At 68.3% G+C, this 12,532-nt stretch carries 15 protein-coding genes, 1 other RNA gene and 1 pseudogene; 10 read left to right on the top strand and 7 right to left on the bottom strand.

The features are described 5' to 3' along the window. Nucleotide 1: 1 nt before the first annotated feature. The 7 genes from cysG to D105_RS0107140 all read left to right on the top strand — a co-directional run bounded on the left by cysG (nt 2) and on the right by D105_RS0107140 (nt 5,036). Nucleotides 2-1,474, top strand: a complete 1,473-nt coding sequence (cysG, locus tag D105_RS0107170; RefSeq protein WP_018877997.1) for a siroheme synthase CysG — start codon at nt 2-4, stop codon at nt 1,472-1,474. Further along, nucleotides 1,471-2,322: a uroporphyrinogen-III synthase gene (locus D105_RS0107165; RefSeq protein WP_018877996.1), complete on the top strand. Its 852-nt coding sequence runs from the start codon at nt 1,471-1,473 to the stop codon at nt 2,320-2,322. Before cysG ends, D105_RS0107165 begins: the two co-directional genes overlap by 4 nt. Nucleotides 2,323-2,380: 58 nt before the next feature. Beyond that, complete coding sequence (locus D105_RS0107160) at nt 2,381-3,322, top strand: aldo/keto reductase (RefSeq protein ID WP_026280357.1); 942 nt, start codon at nt 2,381-2,383, stop codon at nt 3,320-3,322. A 102-nt stretch (nt 3,323-3,424) separates the two neighbouring features. After that, nucleotides 3,425-4,078: a DUF6064 family protein gene (locus D105_RS0107155; protein ID WP_018876956.1), complete on the top strand. Its 654-nt coding sequence runs from the start codon at nt 3,425-3,427 to the stop codon at nt 4,076-4,078. Between the two features lie 31 nt (nt 4,079-4,109). Then, complete coding sequence (locus tag D105_RS0107150; RefSeq protein WP_012982192.1) at nt 4,110-4,385, top strand: cupin domain-containing protein; 276 nt, start codon at nt 4,110-4,112, stop codon at nt 4,383-4,385. Between the two features lie 74 nt (nt 4,386-4,459). Then, a complete protein-coding gene (locus D105_RS0107145; RefSeq protein ID WP_018877995.1) occupies nt 4,460-4,738 on the top strand; it encodes a type II toxin-antitoxin system RelE/ParE family toxin in 279 nt (92 codons plus the stop codon). Nucleotides 4,739-4,757: 19 nt separating this feature from the next. Further along, the gene (locus D105_RS0107140; RefSeq protein ID WP_018877994.1) at nt 4,758-5,036 is read left to right on the top strand and encodes a HigA family addiction module antitoxin; all 279 of its coding nucleotides are present in this window, start codon (nt 4,758-4,760) and stop codon (nt 5,034-5,036) included. 496 nt (nt 5,037-5,532) lie between these two features. Here D105_RS0107140 and D105_RS0107135 read toward each other — a convergent pair whose 3' ends face one another. From D105_RS0107135 to D105_RS0107115, 6 genes are all read right to left on the bottom strand, one after another. Beyond that, nucleotides 5,533-6,210 carry a glutathione S-transferase family protein gene (locus tag D105_RS0107135; RefSeq protein WP_018877993.1) on the bottom strand — a complete coding sequence of 226 codons (678 nt, stop codon included), beginning with the start codon at nt 6,208-6,210 and terminating at the stop codon, nt 5,533-5,535. Between the two features lie 4 nt (nt 6,211-6,214). Continuing rightward, nucleotides 6,215-6,679: an EVE domain-containing protein gene (locus D105_RS0107130; RefSeq protein WP_017941841.1), complete on the bottom strand. Its 465-nt coding sequence runs from the start codon at nt 6,677-6,679 to the stop codon at nt 6,215-6,217. A 30-nt stretch (nt 6,680-6,709) separates the two neighbouring features. Continuing rightward, complete coding sequence (locus tag D105_RS0107125; protein ID WP_018877992.1) at nt 6,710-7,357, bottom strand: 5-formyltetrahydrofolate cyclo-ligase; 648 nt, start codon at nt 7,355-7,357, stop codon at nt 6,710-6,712. A 25-nt stretch (nt 7,358-7,382) separates the two neighbouring features. Continuing rightward, a non-coding RNA gene (ssrS, locus tag D105_RS14650) (6S RNA) lies at nt 7,383-7,568 on the bottom strand. An 81-nt stretch (nt 7,569-7,649) separates the two neighbouring features. Beyond that, nucleotides 7,650-8,087: a rhodanese-like domain-containing protein gene (locus D105_RS0107120; RefSeq protein WP_018877991.1), complete on the bottom strand. Its 438-nt coding sequence runs from the start codon at nt 8,085-8,087 to the stop codon at nt 7,650-7,652. A 50-nt stretch (nt 8,088-8,137) separates the two neighbouring features. After that, nucleotides 8,138-8,647, bottom strand: coding sequence for a heme-binding protein (locus tag D105_RS0107115; RefSeq protein ID WP_018877990.1), 510 nt, complete (start codon nt 8,645-8,647; stop codon nt 8,138-8,140). A 149-nt stretch (nt 8,648-8,796) separates the two neighbouring features. Here D105_RS0107115 and aroC point away from each other — a divergent pair, with 149 nt between their 5' ends. The 3 genes from aroC to dapB all read left to right on the top strand — a co-directional run bounded on the left by aroC (nt 8,797) and on the right by dapB (nt 11,976). Then, the gene (aroC, locus tag D105_RS0107110) at nt 8,797-9,900 is read left to right on the top strand and encodes a chorismate synthase (RefSeq protein WP_018866423.1); all 1,104 of its coding nucleotides are present in this window, start codon (nt 8,797-8,799) and stop codon (nt 9,898-9,900) included. Between the two features lie 45 nt (nt 9,901-9,945). After that, nucleotides 9,946-11,109 carry an MFS transporter gene (locus tag D105_RS0107105; protein WP_018877989.1) on the top strand — a complete coding sequence of 388 codons (1,164 nt, stop codon included), beginning with the start codon at nt 9,946-9,948 and terminating at the stop codon, nt 11,107-11,109. A 72-nt stretch (nt 11,110-11,181) separates the two neighbouring features. Beyond that, on the top strand, nt 11,182-11,976 hold the full coding sequence (gene dapB / locus D105_RS0107100) for a 4-hydroxy-tetrahydrodipicolinate reductase (protein WP_018877988.1): 795 nt from the start codon (nt 11,182-11,184) through the stop codon (nt 11,974-11,976). 364 nt (nt 11,977-12,340) lie between these two features. On the opposite strand, the pseudogene D105_RS15250 reads toward dapB, so the two are convergent. Further along, nucleotides 12,341-12,532, bottom strand: a pseudogene (locus tag D105_RS15250) (IS3 family transposase); the annotation flags it as partial.

The following is a 12,532-nucleotide window of genomic DNA, read 5'->3' as shown; positions in this document are numbered from 1 at the left end:
CATGGAACACCTGCCGATCTATATGCAGTTGCACGGCCGCGAGGCCCTGGTGGTCGGGGCCGGGCCGGTGGCCACGCGCAAGGCGGCGCTGCTGCTGGAGGCCGGGGCGCGGGTGCGCCTGCGGGCCCCGGCGTACAGCGACGCCGCCGAGCGCCTGCTGCGCGAACAACCGGGAGCGATCAGCCGCGATCCGGGGATCTATGACACCGAATGCCTGGCGGGGGTGGCGATCGTGATCGCCGCCACCGGCGACGCGGCGGTCAACCGCCAGGTCTCGGAGGACTGCGTCGCGCGCTCGATCCCGGTGAACGTGGCCGACCAGCCCGAGCTGTGCAGCTTCATCCTGCCGGCGATCGTGGAGCGCGGGCCGCTGACCATCGCGATCGGCTCCGGCGGCCGCGCCCCGGTGCTGGTGCGCCTGCTGCGCGCGAAGATCGAGAGCCTGATCCCGGCCGGCTATGGTCGGCTGGCCGATCTCGCCGGGCGGCTTCGCGACCGGGTGCGCGCCCGTTTCGAGCACGTGAACGCCCGCCGCGCCTTCTGGGAGCGGGCCTTTGCCGGGCCGGCCACCGAGCTGGCGCTGGCCGGGCGCATGGACGCGGCCGAGGCGCGCCTGGAACAGGAACTGGCGGACGCTGCGGCTAGCACGCCGGGCGAGGTCTACCTGATCGGCGCCGGGCCGGGCGATCCCGATCTGCTGACCTTTCGCGCGCTGCGCCTGCTGCAGCAGGCGGATGTGGTCGTCTACGACCGGCTGGTGTCCTCCGAGGTGGTGAACCTGGCCCGGCGCGAGGCCGAGCGCTTCTATGTCGGCAAGGAGCGCGATCGCCATTGCGTGCCGCAGGAGGAGATCAGCGCGCTGCTCTCCCGGCTGGCGCGCGAGGGCAAGCGCGTGGCGCGGCTGAAGGGCGGCGACCCGTTCGTGTTCGGCCGCGGCGGCGAGGAGCTGGACGTGCTGGCGCGCGACGGCGTGGCCTACCAGGTCGTCCCCGGCATTACCGCGGCCAGCGGCTGCGCCGCCTTTGCGGGCATACCGCTGACCCACCGCGACCATGCCCAGTCGGTGCGGTTCATCACCGGCCATACCCGCGAAGGGCGGCTGGATGTGGACTGGTCGCAGCTGACCAGTACCCGCGAGACCCTGGTGTTTTATATGGGCCGCAAGGGGGTGGGCGAGATCTGCCGGGGGCTGAAGGGTGCCGGCCGCGCCGGACAGACCCCGGCGGCGATCATCGAGAACGGCACCACCGCCCGCCAGCGCGTGGTCAGCGGCACGCTGGATACCCTGGCCGCGCGTGCCGAGCGCGAGCAGGTGGGTTCGCCCAGCCTGATCGTGATCGGCGAGGTGGTGGCCTGCCACGCGCGTCTGGCCTGGTTCCAGCCGGATGACGGGGCCGCCACGGTGTTTCCACAGCCGATGCCGGTGCCAATGTCGGGGTCGGGGCCGCGCACTGCGGCGGCGAGTGCGGCGTGACGGCCGCATCCGTCCTGCCGGAGGCGGCGGCCGGCGCCCTCGCGGGTCGCCGGGTGGCCTTGCCGGAGAGCCGGGCGCTGGAGGTCTTCGCCGGTCTGCTGGAGCGGCGCGGGGCCGAGGTCTGGCGCTGCCCGCTGATCGCGATCCACGACAGCCCCGACCGCACGGCGATCGAGGCCTGGCTGCACCGGGCGATCGAGGCGCCGTTCGACCGCCTGATCTTCCTGACCGGCGAGGGCTTCACCCGCCTGACCGGTTTTGCCCGGCGTGCCGGGCGCGAGGACGCCTGGCTGGCCGCCGTGGCGCGGACGCCGACCCTGGTGCGCGGCCCCAAGCCCGGACGGGCGATGAAGCCCTTCGGCGTGCGGCCGGATGCGGTCGCGGCCGCGCCGACGACCGAAGGCATCATCGAGACCCTTTCTGGGCAGGATCTGGCCGGACAGCGTATCGGGGTGCAGCTCTACGGCGCTGAACCCAACCGCCGCCTGCTCGGGTTCCTGGAGCAGGCGGGCGCCGAAGTCTTTCCCGTCTGGCCCTATCGCTATGCAGACGCCGCCGAGACCGGGCGCGTGAGCGGGCTGATCGAGGCCCTGATCGCGGGGGAGGTGGATGCGATCGCCTTCACCAGCCAGGCCCAGGTGCGGCGCCTGCTGGCGGTTGCCCGGGCCGATGATCGTCACGATGCGTTGCGGGCGGCGCTGGAGGGAACCGTGGTCGCCGCGATTGGCCCGGTGGTGGCCGAGGAACTGCGCACCCACGGCATTTCCCCCGCGGTGGTCCCCGACGGCCGTTACTTCATGAAGCCGCTGGTCTCGGCGCTTACCCGGCATCTGCGGGCGGCTGCGTAGGGAACTTGTGGCCCGGGCGAATGGCCCACGAATTGAACCCCCTGCGTTGATCCGGGCCATGAAACCAACGTCCACACGGCGTTCGCGCCGATCCTTCCTGCGCTGGATGGCCGGCTCTGCCCTGGTGGTCGGGGCGGGCTGGCCGGTCGTCGCGGGTGCCTCCGAAGACCGTGAACCGCAGCGTAAGGTGATTCCGTCCACCGGGGAGAAGATCCCGGTGATCGGCATGGGGACCTGGATCACCTTCAACGTGCCGGAGGACCCGGATGCGCTGGCGGTGCGCACGCGCATCCTCGACACCTTCATCCGTCGCGGCGGCGGAATGATCGACTCCTCCCCGATGTACGGCCGCGCCGAGGCGGTGGTGGGGCACGGTCTGCGCGAGCTGGGGCATCCGGAAGGTGCCTTCGCGGCCACCAAGGTCTGGACGCGCAGCACCGCTACCGGGCGCGAGCAGCACGCGAAATCCCGGGAACTGTGGGGCGTCGATACGCTCGACCTGCAGCAGGTGCACAACCTGCAGAACTGGGAGGCCCACCTGGAGACGCTGCGGGAGCGTCGCGAGGCGGGGGAGCTGCGCTACATTGGCGTGACCACCTCGCACGGACGCCGCCACGACGAGCTGGAGCGTATCCTGCGGCGCGAGGATCTGGACTTCGTGCAGCTGACCTACAACATCCTCGACCGCGAGGCGGAGCAGCGTCTGCTGCCGCTGGCGCGCGAACACGGGGTGGCGGTGATCGCCAACCGGCCGTTCCGGCGCAAGGCGCTGATCAATCAGTTCGAGGGTCATCCTCTGCCGGACTGGGCGGCGGAGATCGAATGCGCGAACTGGCCGCAGTTCCTGCTCAAGTTCATCGTCTCGCATCCGGACGTGACCTGCGCGATCCCGGCGACCTCGGTCGTGGCGCACATGGAGGAGAACATGGGCGCGCTGTACGGCCCGCTTCCGGATGCCGATATGCGCAGCCGCATGGTTGCCTACGTCGGCGACCTGTAGGAGGCCAGCCCTCTGGCCGACGAGTCTAGTCGCACTCCGAATCGGCCAGAGGGCTGGCCTCCTACAGTAATGACTTTCAACCCATGGATACGGGGTAGATAGATGCTGCCGTTCGATAGCGCCACCTGGCTGGCCATCCTGGGCCAGTACAACACCGCCATCTGGCCGCTGCACGCGGTCGGTGCCCTGCTCGCGCTGGTGGCCGTCGCGCTCGCGTTCACGGGCTGGCGCGGGGCGGCCCGTGTCTTGGGCCTGATGCTGGGCGTGCTGTGGATCTGGACCGGAGTGGTCTTCTTCGGCGGCTCGCTCGCACCCTTCCACTTCGCCTCTGAATGGCTGGCCGGGGTCTTCGTCGCCCAGGGCCTGATGCTGCTGTTCGCGCTGACCCTGATGGGCCAGGCCCGCTTCGGCTGGCCCGGCGGGCTGGCGGGCAGCGGCGCGGTCTTGATGATCGTCTCCGCGCTGGCCGGCTATCCATTGCTCGATCTCGCGCTGACCGGTGCACCCTGGGCCCAGTTGCAGTACGTCGGCGTCGCGCCCGGTCCGACCATGCTGCTGACGCTCGGGCTCCTGCTGCTCGCCCGCCCGCGGCCCCCGCTGGTGCTGGCCATCATCCCGCTCCTGTGGGCGCTGGTCACCGGATTCATCGCCTGGGAGCTGGGCCTCTGGCTGGAATACCTGCCGGCCGCGCTGGGTGTGCTCACCTTCGGGTTGCTGCTGGTGCGCTGGCTGCGTTCGGGTGATCGGGCTCGTTAAGATGACGGCTGATTCCGACAAGGAGACCGTCATGTCCATCGAAGTGATCCATCGGCCGGAGCAGGACCATCTGGAGCGTCTGGGGGTGTTCGACTGGCCGGTGTGGGAGAAGGAGGTTTCGACCTTCCCCTGGCACTACGACGAGCGCGAGGTCTGCTACATCCTGGAAGGCCAGGTGACGGTGACGCCGGATGATGGAGGCGAGCCCGTCACCGTGGGCGAGGGCGATCTGGTGACCTTCCCCGAGGGTATGGGCTGCACCTGGGAGATACACCGCGACATCCGCAAGCACTACCGCTTCGGCTGAGGCTCGTGTCAGTGGATTGAGTTGACCACTGTAACGTTACAGATTACATTTTAGTCGTGTGCCAAGGAAGGCCGATGATCAGGAAGATTCGTCACAAGGGGCTCAAACGGCTTTACGTGAAGGGCGACCGCCGTGGGTTGCCGGCGGACCATGTGGAAGACCTGGAAGATATTCTCGCGCTGCTGGATGCGGCGACCCATCCCGGACAGCTGGATCTGCCGGGATTGGATTTTCATCCGCTACGTGGGGATCGCGCGGGCTTTTTCTCGGTGCATGTGAATGGCAACTGGGTTGTCACCTTCACGTTCAGTGGAAACGATGCGGATCAGGTGGATTATGAAGACTACCATTGAGCCTCAGGAACACGCGGCGATGCGGAACCCGCCCCACCCAGGGCGGATCCTGCGCCGGCGTGTGCTGCCCGGGCTGGGCCTTTCGGTGACCGAGTTTGCGCAGCATCTGGGGATGTCCCGCAACGCGGTCTCGCGCGTCCTGAACGAACATGCCGCGATCTCGCCGGACTTTGCCGTGCGCCTCGAGAGCGGTGGCATCGGCGAGGCGCGCCACTGGCTCGCCATGCAGACGAACTTCGATCTGGCGCGGGCCGAATCCCGCGACGAGAACCACATCCGGCGCTTCGCGGCCGCCTGATTGTGGCGGGCCCTTGCGGTCAGCCGCATTGGGCAAGAAGTTCAGCCAGTCGAAGCGTCGGTTCGCGCCCGGGCTGGCAGCAACCGCCAGCACAGGGTGCGGTTGCGCGCAGCGACACGCACCTTCGGGTCCACGATCCCCGGGCTTCGTCATCCCGGAAACCGCGTAGCGGTTATCCGGGATCTCCGCGGTTGGGGGTGTCCCGACGTGGGAGATCCCGGCTCTTCGCTGCGCTGCGGCCGGGATGACGAGGGGGGGGGGAGTGCGGTGGCCGGGGTTGCTCCATCGAGGAACAGGGCCTGGGAGTAGTCCCCCGAGCTTGGGCTTCCTGCGCCGGGCTGTCGCCGGTACGGCTGACGCTCGGCGCCAATCAGGAAGGAAAAGGATTTCGCTCACGCCCTTCCCGCAGTTTTTGTGGGAGCGCGCGTGCGCGCGAATGCAGGGCCCGATCCGGGGCTGACGCCGGTTCGCGGCCAAGGCCGCTCCCACACGGGCTTTAGCGGGCGAGCCAGTGGGTGTCGAGGGGGGTGTTGAAGGTCTCCTCGACGCGGCGCAGGTAGTAGAGCATGTCGACGGGCAGGTTGATGCCGTCGTGCATCTGCAGGGGATAGAGGTCGGCGGCGATCACGCAGTCGGCGATGGAGGGGTGGCCGAGGTAGAAGCGACTGGCGGCCAGGTGTTTGGCCAGTTCCGGCAGGTGGCTGAGCTTGGCGAGCTGGTTGTAGCCGTCGTAGCGGTCGTTGGCCAGTTCTTCCAGCGACATGCCGAAGCGGTGCTGTACCTGAGCCTTGAAGTCGGCCAGGGCCTCGGCGCTCTCGCCGATGCCGTGAAAGCCCGGTGCCAGCGGGGCGTAGAGGCGGTCCAGTACGATCTCCACCTTGGCGCGCCAGTCCACCAGGGCCTGCCAGGCGTCCTCGGCGATCACGCCGTCGGACAGCGGTTCGCCGGTCGGGAACAGGCGGTCGATGTCGCGCAGCGCGGCGAGCGTGTCGGTGACCAGGGTGCCGTCATCCATCTGCAGGATCGGCGACTGGCGCGCCACGCCCAGCTCGAAGAAAGTCTCGTCGTCGAACCAGTCCAGCGCGCGGGTTTCGAGCTCCACACCCTTGTAGCCACAGGCCAGGCGAAGGCGGTCGGCCTTGGCGTCGTGCGGGAAGTGGTAGAGCGTGGCCACGGGGCTATTTCCCGCGCTGGGCGTGGCTCAGGATGAAGTCCCACTGGTCCTGGGTGATGGGCATGACCGACAGGCGGTTGCCGCGGCGCACCAGCGGGCAGTCCTCGAGCTGCGGCTGCTGCTTCAGCCAATCGAGGGTGATGATATCGCCGAATTTTTCCTCGAAGGCGACGTCGACGCGCAGCCAGCGCGGGTTGTCCGGGTCGCTCTTGGGGTCGTAGTGCGGGTCTTCGGGGTCGAAGGCGCAGGAGTCCGGGTAGGCCTCTTTCTCGATACGCAGGATACCGACGATGCCCGGTGGCTTGGCGTTGGAGTGGTAGAAGAAGGCGAGATCCCCCTTCTTCATCTCGTCGCGCATCATGTTGCGCACCTGGTAGTTGCGGATGCCGTCCCAGGGCTCCACGCCGACGCGCTCCAGGTCGTCGATGCTGAACTCGTCGGGCTCGGACTTCATCAGCCAGTAGGCCATGCGGGCTCCTCGTGCCAAGTGAGGGGGTGGTCAGGTGTGCGTATTGTGCCGCGCGCGGTCCGGCAGCGCATGCCAGCCCTGTTCGGTCACGACGGCATCCAGCGGCACGTCCCAGGGCTGGGTGGGCAGCGCCGGCACGCCCTGCAGCGAGTGGGCTACGCCGATCAGCTTCGGCCGGCCGATGCCGAAGCGGCGCCGGGCGAAGTAGCGGTCGTAGTAGCCCGCCCCCATGCCCATGCGGTTGCCAGCCGTGTCGAAGGCCACCAACGGCATCAGTACCACCTGCATCTCGCGGCGCCAGATGCGCGGGGCATCGGGGCAGGGTTCGGCGATGCCGAAGCCGTTGTGGCACAGCGCATCCCCGGGCCCCCAGGCATGGAAGTGCATGCGGCCGGGGCGTTTGTCGTCCATCACCGGCAGGGCAACGCGGGTGCCGCGTCCGGCCAGGGCGACGGTCAGCGGTGTCAGGTCGACCTCGCCGCGCAGGCCCCGGTAGGCGCCGACGCAGCGCGGCTGCCAGCGCTCGAACCAGCGCAGCAGGTGTTCGCAGATGGCGGCGGAGTGCTGGTCAAGCTGGGCGTCCGACAGCGCGGCGCGGGCGCGGCGCAGGCGCAGGCGCAGGGCGCGCAGATCGTCGGGCGATAGCGGGTCTGGGACGGAGACGGTTTCCGAAGACATAGGGATCGGGCTTGAGAAAAGTGGACGCGCCCCGCGGGCGCCGGCGTGACCTTTGACCTTGAACCTGAGGTTCAGGTGGGAGAAGTCTCCGAATCTTTAGGCTTTCCGCTCGAAGACGGACCTGCACAGCGAAACGGAAGTACTCGGTCCCGTGGTGAAGAATTAAGGCTCAAGGGTACCACCGGGCCACAATCGAACGCCGCAGCGACGCGTCCGGCTCCATTATGGACCAATCGCCCCGGGGTGCGCGCAACCCCCGTGACAGTGGGGGATCCACAGGGATATGAGTGCTTCAGCACTGCTCCCAGGGCAGGCCGTGGTAGCGCCAGCCGCCGCGGGTGGAGCGCTGGTGGTGTTCGTCCAGCGGGCCCTCGAAGCCTTCCTCTACCGAAAAGACATGTTCGATGCCGGCATCCACCAGGGCCTGGCCGGCATCCAGAGTGCGCTTGCCGCTGCGGCAGATCAGGTACAGGGCCGGGGCTTCGTCGCTGTGGTCGCTGACGCCGCCCAGCAGCAGCTTGCGGACCTGGGGCACGAACTGCGGGTTCACCGTCCAGTCCGGTTCGTCGATCCAGGGGATGTGGACCGAACCGGTCGGATGGCCGACAAACAGGTATTCCATGGTCGAGCGGATGTCGATCAGCAGGTCCCGTGGGCGTGCCTGCAGCCGCTCGTAGGTCTCCACCGGCGAGATGCGAATGGGGGTTCTGGAAGGGTTGTCTGGGGGCATGGTCTCGATCCGGCTATCGGGGTGGGCGCCGTCCCTGGCGCCCGAGTGGACTACATCACGAAGTCGAGACGTTCCTGGACCCGGTCGATCCCGGCTTGCGCGCATTCCTCGTCGAGGTCGCCGCCCGGCGCCCCGGAGACGCCCACCGCACCCAGCATGCTGCCGGCCGCTTCGACGGGTAAGCCACCGGCCAGCATGATGATGCCGTCCACATGGTTCATCTCCATGCGGATGTCTTCGCGGTTGTCGCGGAAGTTGGCGGAGGTAGTGCCGGACATGGTGACGGCGCGGGCCTTGTCGCCGGCGATCTGGATGGTCTGCACGCCCGCCATGCGATCGCGCAGGACCACCTGGTCGTTGCCGGCCCGGTCGACCACAACGACCGAGGTCTGGTACCCCATGTCGCGGCAGGCCTCGACGGCGCCCATGGCGATGTCATTGGCCAGCTCCAGGGTCATGAAGCGCTGGGTGTAGACGTCATCGGCCTGGGCGCTGCTGGTCAGGCCCAGGCAGAGGGCGGCAACGGCGCCGGTGGCGAGTCGGGTCAGGGATTTCGGCATGGTGTCCTCCTTTTGTGGTCTTTAATGCTGCACACCGATCATGGCAGATAGGGGACGGGGTTGCCGAGGGCTGCATTCCACAGGCTGCCGACCGGCCGCCGGGTAGGGGAACAGGCGACAGCCGCGCCGCCCGCGGCTACACTACGCGCATGTCGGGAAACAGCTTTGGACGACTGTTCGTCGTCAGTACCTTTGGTGAGAGTCACGGGCCGGCCCTGGGCGCGGTGGTGGACGGTTGTCCGCCCGGTCTGGAGCTGTGCGAGGCGGATCTGCAGTTCGATCTCGACCGCCGCCGGCCGGGGCAGTCGCGCCACACTACCCAGCGGCGCGAGCCGGACCAGGTGCGAATCCTCTCGGGCGTGTTCGAGGGTCGCACCACCGGCACGCCGATCGGGCTGCTGATCGAGAACGTGGATCAGCGTTCCAAGGACTACAGCGAGATCATGGATCGCTTCCGTCCCGGGCATGCGGACTACACCTACCATCAGAAATACGGCGTGCGCGACTATCGCGGCGGCGGGCGCAGCTCCGCGCGCGAGACGGCGTTGCGGGTTGCGGCCGGCGGCATCGCCCGGCGCTACCTTGAACAGCGCTACGGCATCACCATCCGCGGCTGGCTGTCCCAGCTGGGCCCGATCGCGCTGGAGGCGAAGCAGCCGGAGATCGCCAACGACAACCCGTTCTTCTCCCCGGACCCGGACAAGGTGCCGGAGCTGGAGGAGTACATGGACGCCCTGCGCAAGTCGGGCGACTCCATCGGCGCGCGGGTCACCGTCGAGGCCACCGGCGTGCCGGCCGGCTGGGGCGAGCCGGTATTCGACCGCCTGGATGCCGAGCTGGCGCATGCGCTGATGAGTATCAATGCGGTTAAGGGCGTGGAGATCGGCGCGGGCTTTGAGTCCGTGACCCAGCGCGGCACCGAGCACCGTGACGAGATCACCCCCGAGGGTTTCCTCTCCAACCACGCCGGCGGCGTGCTGGGCGGGATCAGCACCGGCCAGGCGGTGCGCGCCAGCATCGCGATGAAGCCGACCTCCAGCATCCGTCTGCCCGGGCGCAGCATCAACACCGCGGGCGAGCCGGTCGAGGTGGTGACCAAGGGGCGGCACGACCCCTGCGTGGGCATCCGCGCGACCCCGATCGCCGAGGCGATGATGGCCCTGGTGCTGATGGATCACGCTCTGCGCCATCGCGGGCAGAACGCGGACGTGGCGGATACCGGCCTCGCACTGCGCGATCATTCCGGCGAATGACGCGGCCGTCCGGCCGTAGTCTCCTGAACCGCTAGGGCCCCTGCAATGGCCGTGACGCAGAACGCGCGCCTGTCCGGGGTCTATTTCTTCTACTTCGCCAGCCTCGGTGCGTTCATGCCGTTCTGGGGGCCGTATCTCTCCGAGGAGGGGTTCAGCGGCGCCCAGATCGGCGAACTGATGGCGATCGTGCTGGCGACCAAGATCATCGCCCCGAACGTCTGGGGATGGCTGGCGGATCGCGCCGGTGCACACATGCCGATCGCGCGCTGGGGCGCGCTGGCCGGGGCGGTCGCCTTCACCGGCGTGTTGCTGTACACCGGCTACTGGTGGCTGGCGGTGGTGATGGCCGCCTACAGCTTCTTCTGGAATGCGATCCTGCCGCAATTCGAGGCGACCACCATGCGCTCGCTGGGGCAGGATGCGCACCGCTATGCCCTGGTGCGGCTATGGGGCTCGGTGGGCTTTATCGTCGCGGTGGCGCTGCTGGGCTGGGCCTTCGATCACATCGACGTGGCCTGGCTGCCGTGGATCGTGCTGGCGATCCTGATCGCGGTGGTGGCGGCCGCGCAGTTCGTGCGCGAACCGGCGCGCAACCACGAGGAAGACAACAACGCCCCACCGCTACTGACCGTGCTGCGCCGGCCGGAGGTGATCGCGCTGTTCGTGGCCTGCTTCTTCATGCAGGCCAGCCATGGGCCCTACTACGCCTTCTTCACCCTGTATCTGGAACAGGCCGGGTTCTCGCGCGCGGTGGCCGGGCAGCTGTGGGCGCTGGGGGTCGCGGCCGAGGTGGTGCTGTTCCTGCTGATGCCGCGGCTGATCCTGCGCTTCGGGGCCTGGCTGCTGGTGTCGGCAGCGCTGGTGCTGACCACGCTGCGCTGGGGGCTGCTGGCGGCGGTGCCGGATTCGTTGCCGATGCTGATGTTCATCCAGGTGCTGCATGCGGCCAGCTACGGGGTGTACCACGCGGCGGCGATCTCGCTGATCCACTATTTCTTCCCGGGCCGGCTGCAGGGGCGCGGGCAGGCGCTGTACTCCTCGCTGGCCTTCGGGCTGGGCGGGGCGATGGGCTCGCTGGTGGCCGGCTACCTGTGGGACGGCATCAGCCCGGCCTCGGTGTACGTGTTCGCGGCGTTCCTCGCCGCAGCCGGGGTGATCGCCTCGGTGTACGGCGAGTGGCGTTTCCGCACCCCGGTGCGAACCCTGTAACTGGCGCGTTGCGGCAAAGCTTCGTAGGGTGCGCATACCCCGATGGAACGACAGAACCGGATGGAACAAACGATGATTCGAATTGCGATTGCGGGCGCCGGCGGGCGCATGGGCCAGAACCTGGTGCAGGCGGTGGACGAGCACCCCGAGGCGCGGCTGGGCGCGGCCAGCGAGCGGCCGGGTAGCGAGGCGATTGGCGCGGTCGTCGGTCAGGAGGGCCAGGTACGCCTGGTCGAGGACCTGGCAACCGTGACCGACGATTTCGACGTGCTGATCGACTTCACCGCGCCGCAGGCCACCATGCAGCACCTCGATCTGTGCGCGCGCGCCGGCAAGGCCCTGGTGATCGGGACCACTGGTCTCGACGCGGATCAGGAGCAGCGTCTGCGCGATGCGGCGGCCACCATGCCGATCGTGTACGCGCCGAACATGAGTGTCGGGGTGAACCTGACCTTCAAGCTGGTGGAGCTGGCGGCGCGGGCGCTGGGCGACAGCGTGGACGTCGAGATTCTGGAAGCGCACCACCGCCACAAGGTCGATGCCCCCTCCGGTACCGCGCTGAAGCTGGGGCGTGTGGTCGCGGAGACGCTGGGACGGGACCTGGAGCACGATGCCGTGTATGGCCGCGAGGGCCAGACCGGCGCCCGCGACCGTCGCACCATTGGCTTCGCCACGGTACGTGGTGGCGACATCGTGGGTGAGCACACCACGCTGTTCGCGGGCGACGGTGAGCGTGTGGAGATCACCCATAAGGCCTCCAGCCGGACCGTGTTTGCTTCCGGTGCGGTGCGGGCCGCCGTCTGGCTGGCTGGTGCCGGCAATGGGCTGTTCGATATGCAGGATGTACTGGGGTTGCGGGACCTCTAACCGGCGGCGCCGACAGGCGCTTCATCGGCCTCAGTATCCTTTGCTGTCCGTGTCTCGGTGCCTTCGTCTAGCCGCCTTCCTCGTGGTGGCTGGTCCTGGTTCGACATCCGGTGTTTAGTGTGCCTTCGGTCCGCCGCTTGCGCTGTATTGAAGGCTGGTCCCGGTTCATCCTTCGGTGTTTACGCTGCCTTCGGTCCGCCGCTTGCGCTGTATTGAAGGCTGGTCCCGGTTCATCCTTCGGTGTTTACGCTGCCTTCGGTCCACGTACTGCCGTGCGCTGACTCGCCAGCGCGCCCCGAGGCACTTTCTTGCTTGCCCAAGAAAGTGAACCGCCCCGGGTTTCCCGGAGACCCGTTGGTTTGGGTCACGCTGCACGAACGGACCCCTGAACTTGTTGATGGTACTGCGCTTCGATGATTGCCGGCGGTCGATACCCGTTGGATTCCAACAGGCGTCGCCGGTTGAACCAGTCGACCCACTGGAGCGTAGCCCACTCGACGTCGCGTCGATCGTTAAGACGTCCCCAGTAGGCCCGGACCTCGGTCTTGTACAGCCC

Source organism: Thioalkalivibrio sp. ALE28, from assembly GCF_000377425.1.
Lineage (GTDB): Bacteria > Pseudomonadota > Gammaproteobacteria > Ectothiorhodospirales > Ectothiorhodospiraceae > Thioalkalivibrio.
Note: the sequence above shows the minus strand (reverse complement) of the source record. Positions and strands in the feature narration are given on the sequence as shown.

Excerpts from the sequence above, each read along its gene's own strand:
- cysG (WP_018877997.1), top strand. The coding sequence starts at position 2 with ATGGAACACCTGCCGATCTATATGCAGTTGCACGGCCGCGAGGCCCTG.
- D105_RS0107160 (WP_026280357.1), top strand. The coding sequence starts at position 2,381 with ATGAAACCAACGTCCACACGGCGTTCGCGCCGATCCTTCCTGCGCTGG.
- D105_RS0107155 (WP_018876956.1), top strand. The coding sequence starts at position 3,425 with ATGCTGCCGTTCGATAGCGCCACCTGGCTGGCCATCCTGGGCCAGTAC.
- D105_RS0107150 (WP_012982192.1), top strand. The coding sequence starts at position 4,110 with ATGTCCATCGAAGTGATCCATCGGCCGGAGCAGGACCATCTGGAGCGT.
- D105_RS0107145 (WP_018877995.1), top strand. The coding sequence starts at position 4,460 with ATGATCAGGAAGATTCGTCACAAGGGGCTCAAACGGCTTTACGTGAAG.
- D105_RS0107140 (WP_018877994.1), top strand. The coding sequence starts at position 4,758 with ATGCGGAACCCGCCCCACCCAGGGCGGATCCTGCGCCGGCGTGTGCTG.
- D105_RS0107130 (WP_017941841.1), bottom strand. The coding sequence starts at position 6,679 with ATGGCCTACTGGCTGATGAAGTCCGAGCCCGACGAGTTCAGCATCGAC.
- D105_RS0107125 (WP_018877992.1), bottom strand. The coding sequence starts at position 7,357 with ATGTCTTCGGAAACCGTCTCCGTCCCAGACCCGCTATCGCCCGACGAT.
- D105_RS0107120 (WP_018877991.1), bottom strand. The coding sequence starts at position 8,087 with ATGCCCCCAGACAACCCTTCCAGAACCCCCATTCGCATCTCGCCGGTG.
- D105_RS0107115 (WP_018877990.1), bottom strand. The coding sequence starts at position 8,647 with ATGCCGAAATCCCTGACCCGACTCGCCACCGGCGCCGTTGCCGCCCTC.
- aroC (WP_018866423.1), top strand. The coding sequence starts at position 8,797 with ATGTCGGGAAACAGCTTTGGACGACTGTTCGTCGTCAGTACCTTTGGT.
- D105_RS0107105 (WP_018877989.1), top strand. The coding sequence starts at position 9,946 with ATGGCCGTGACGCAGAACGCGCGCCTGTCCGGGGTCTATTTCTTCTAC.
- dapB (WP_018877988.1), top strand. The coding sequence starts at position 11,182 with ATGATTCGAATTGCGATTGCGGGCGCCGGCGGGCGCATGGGCCAGAAC.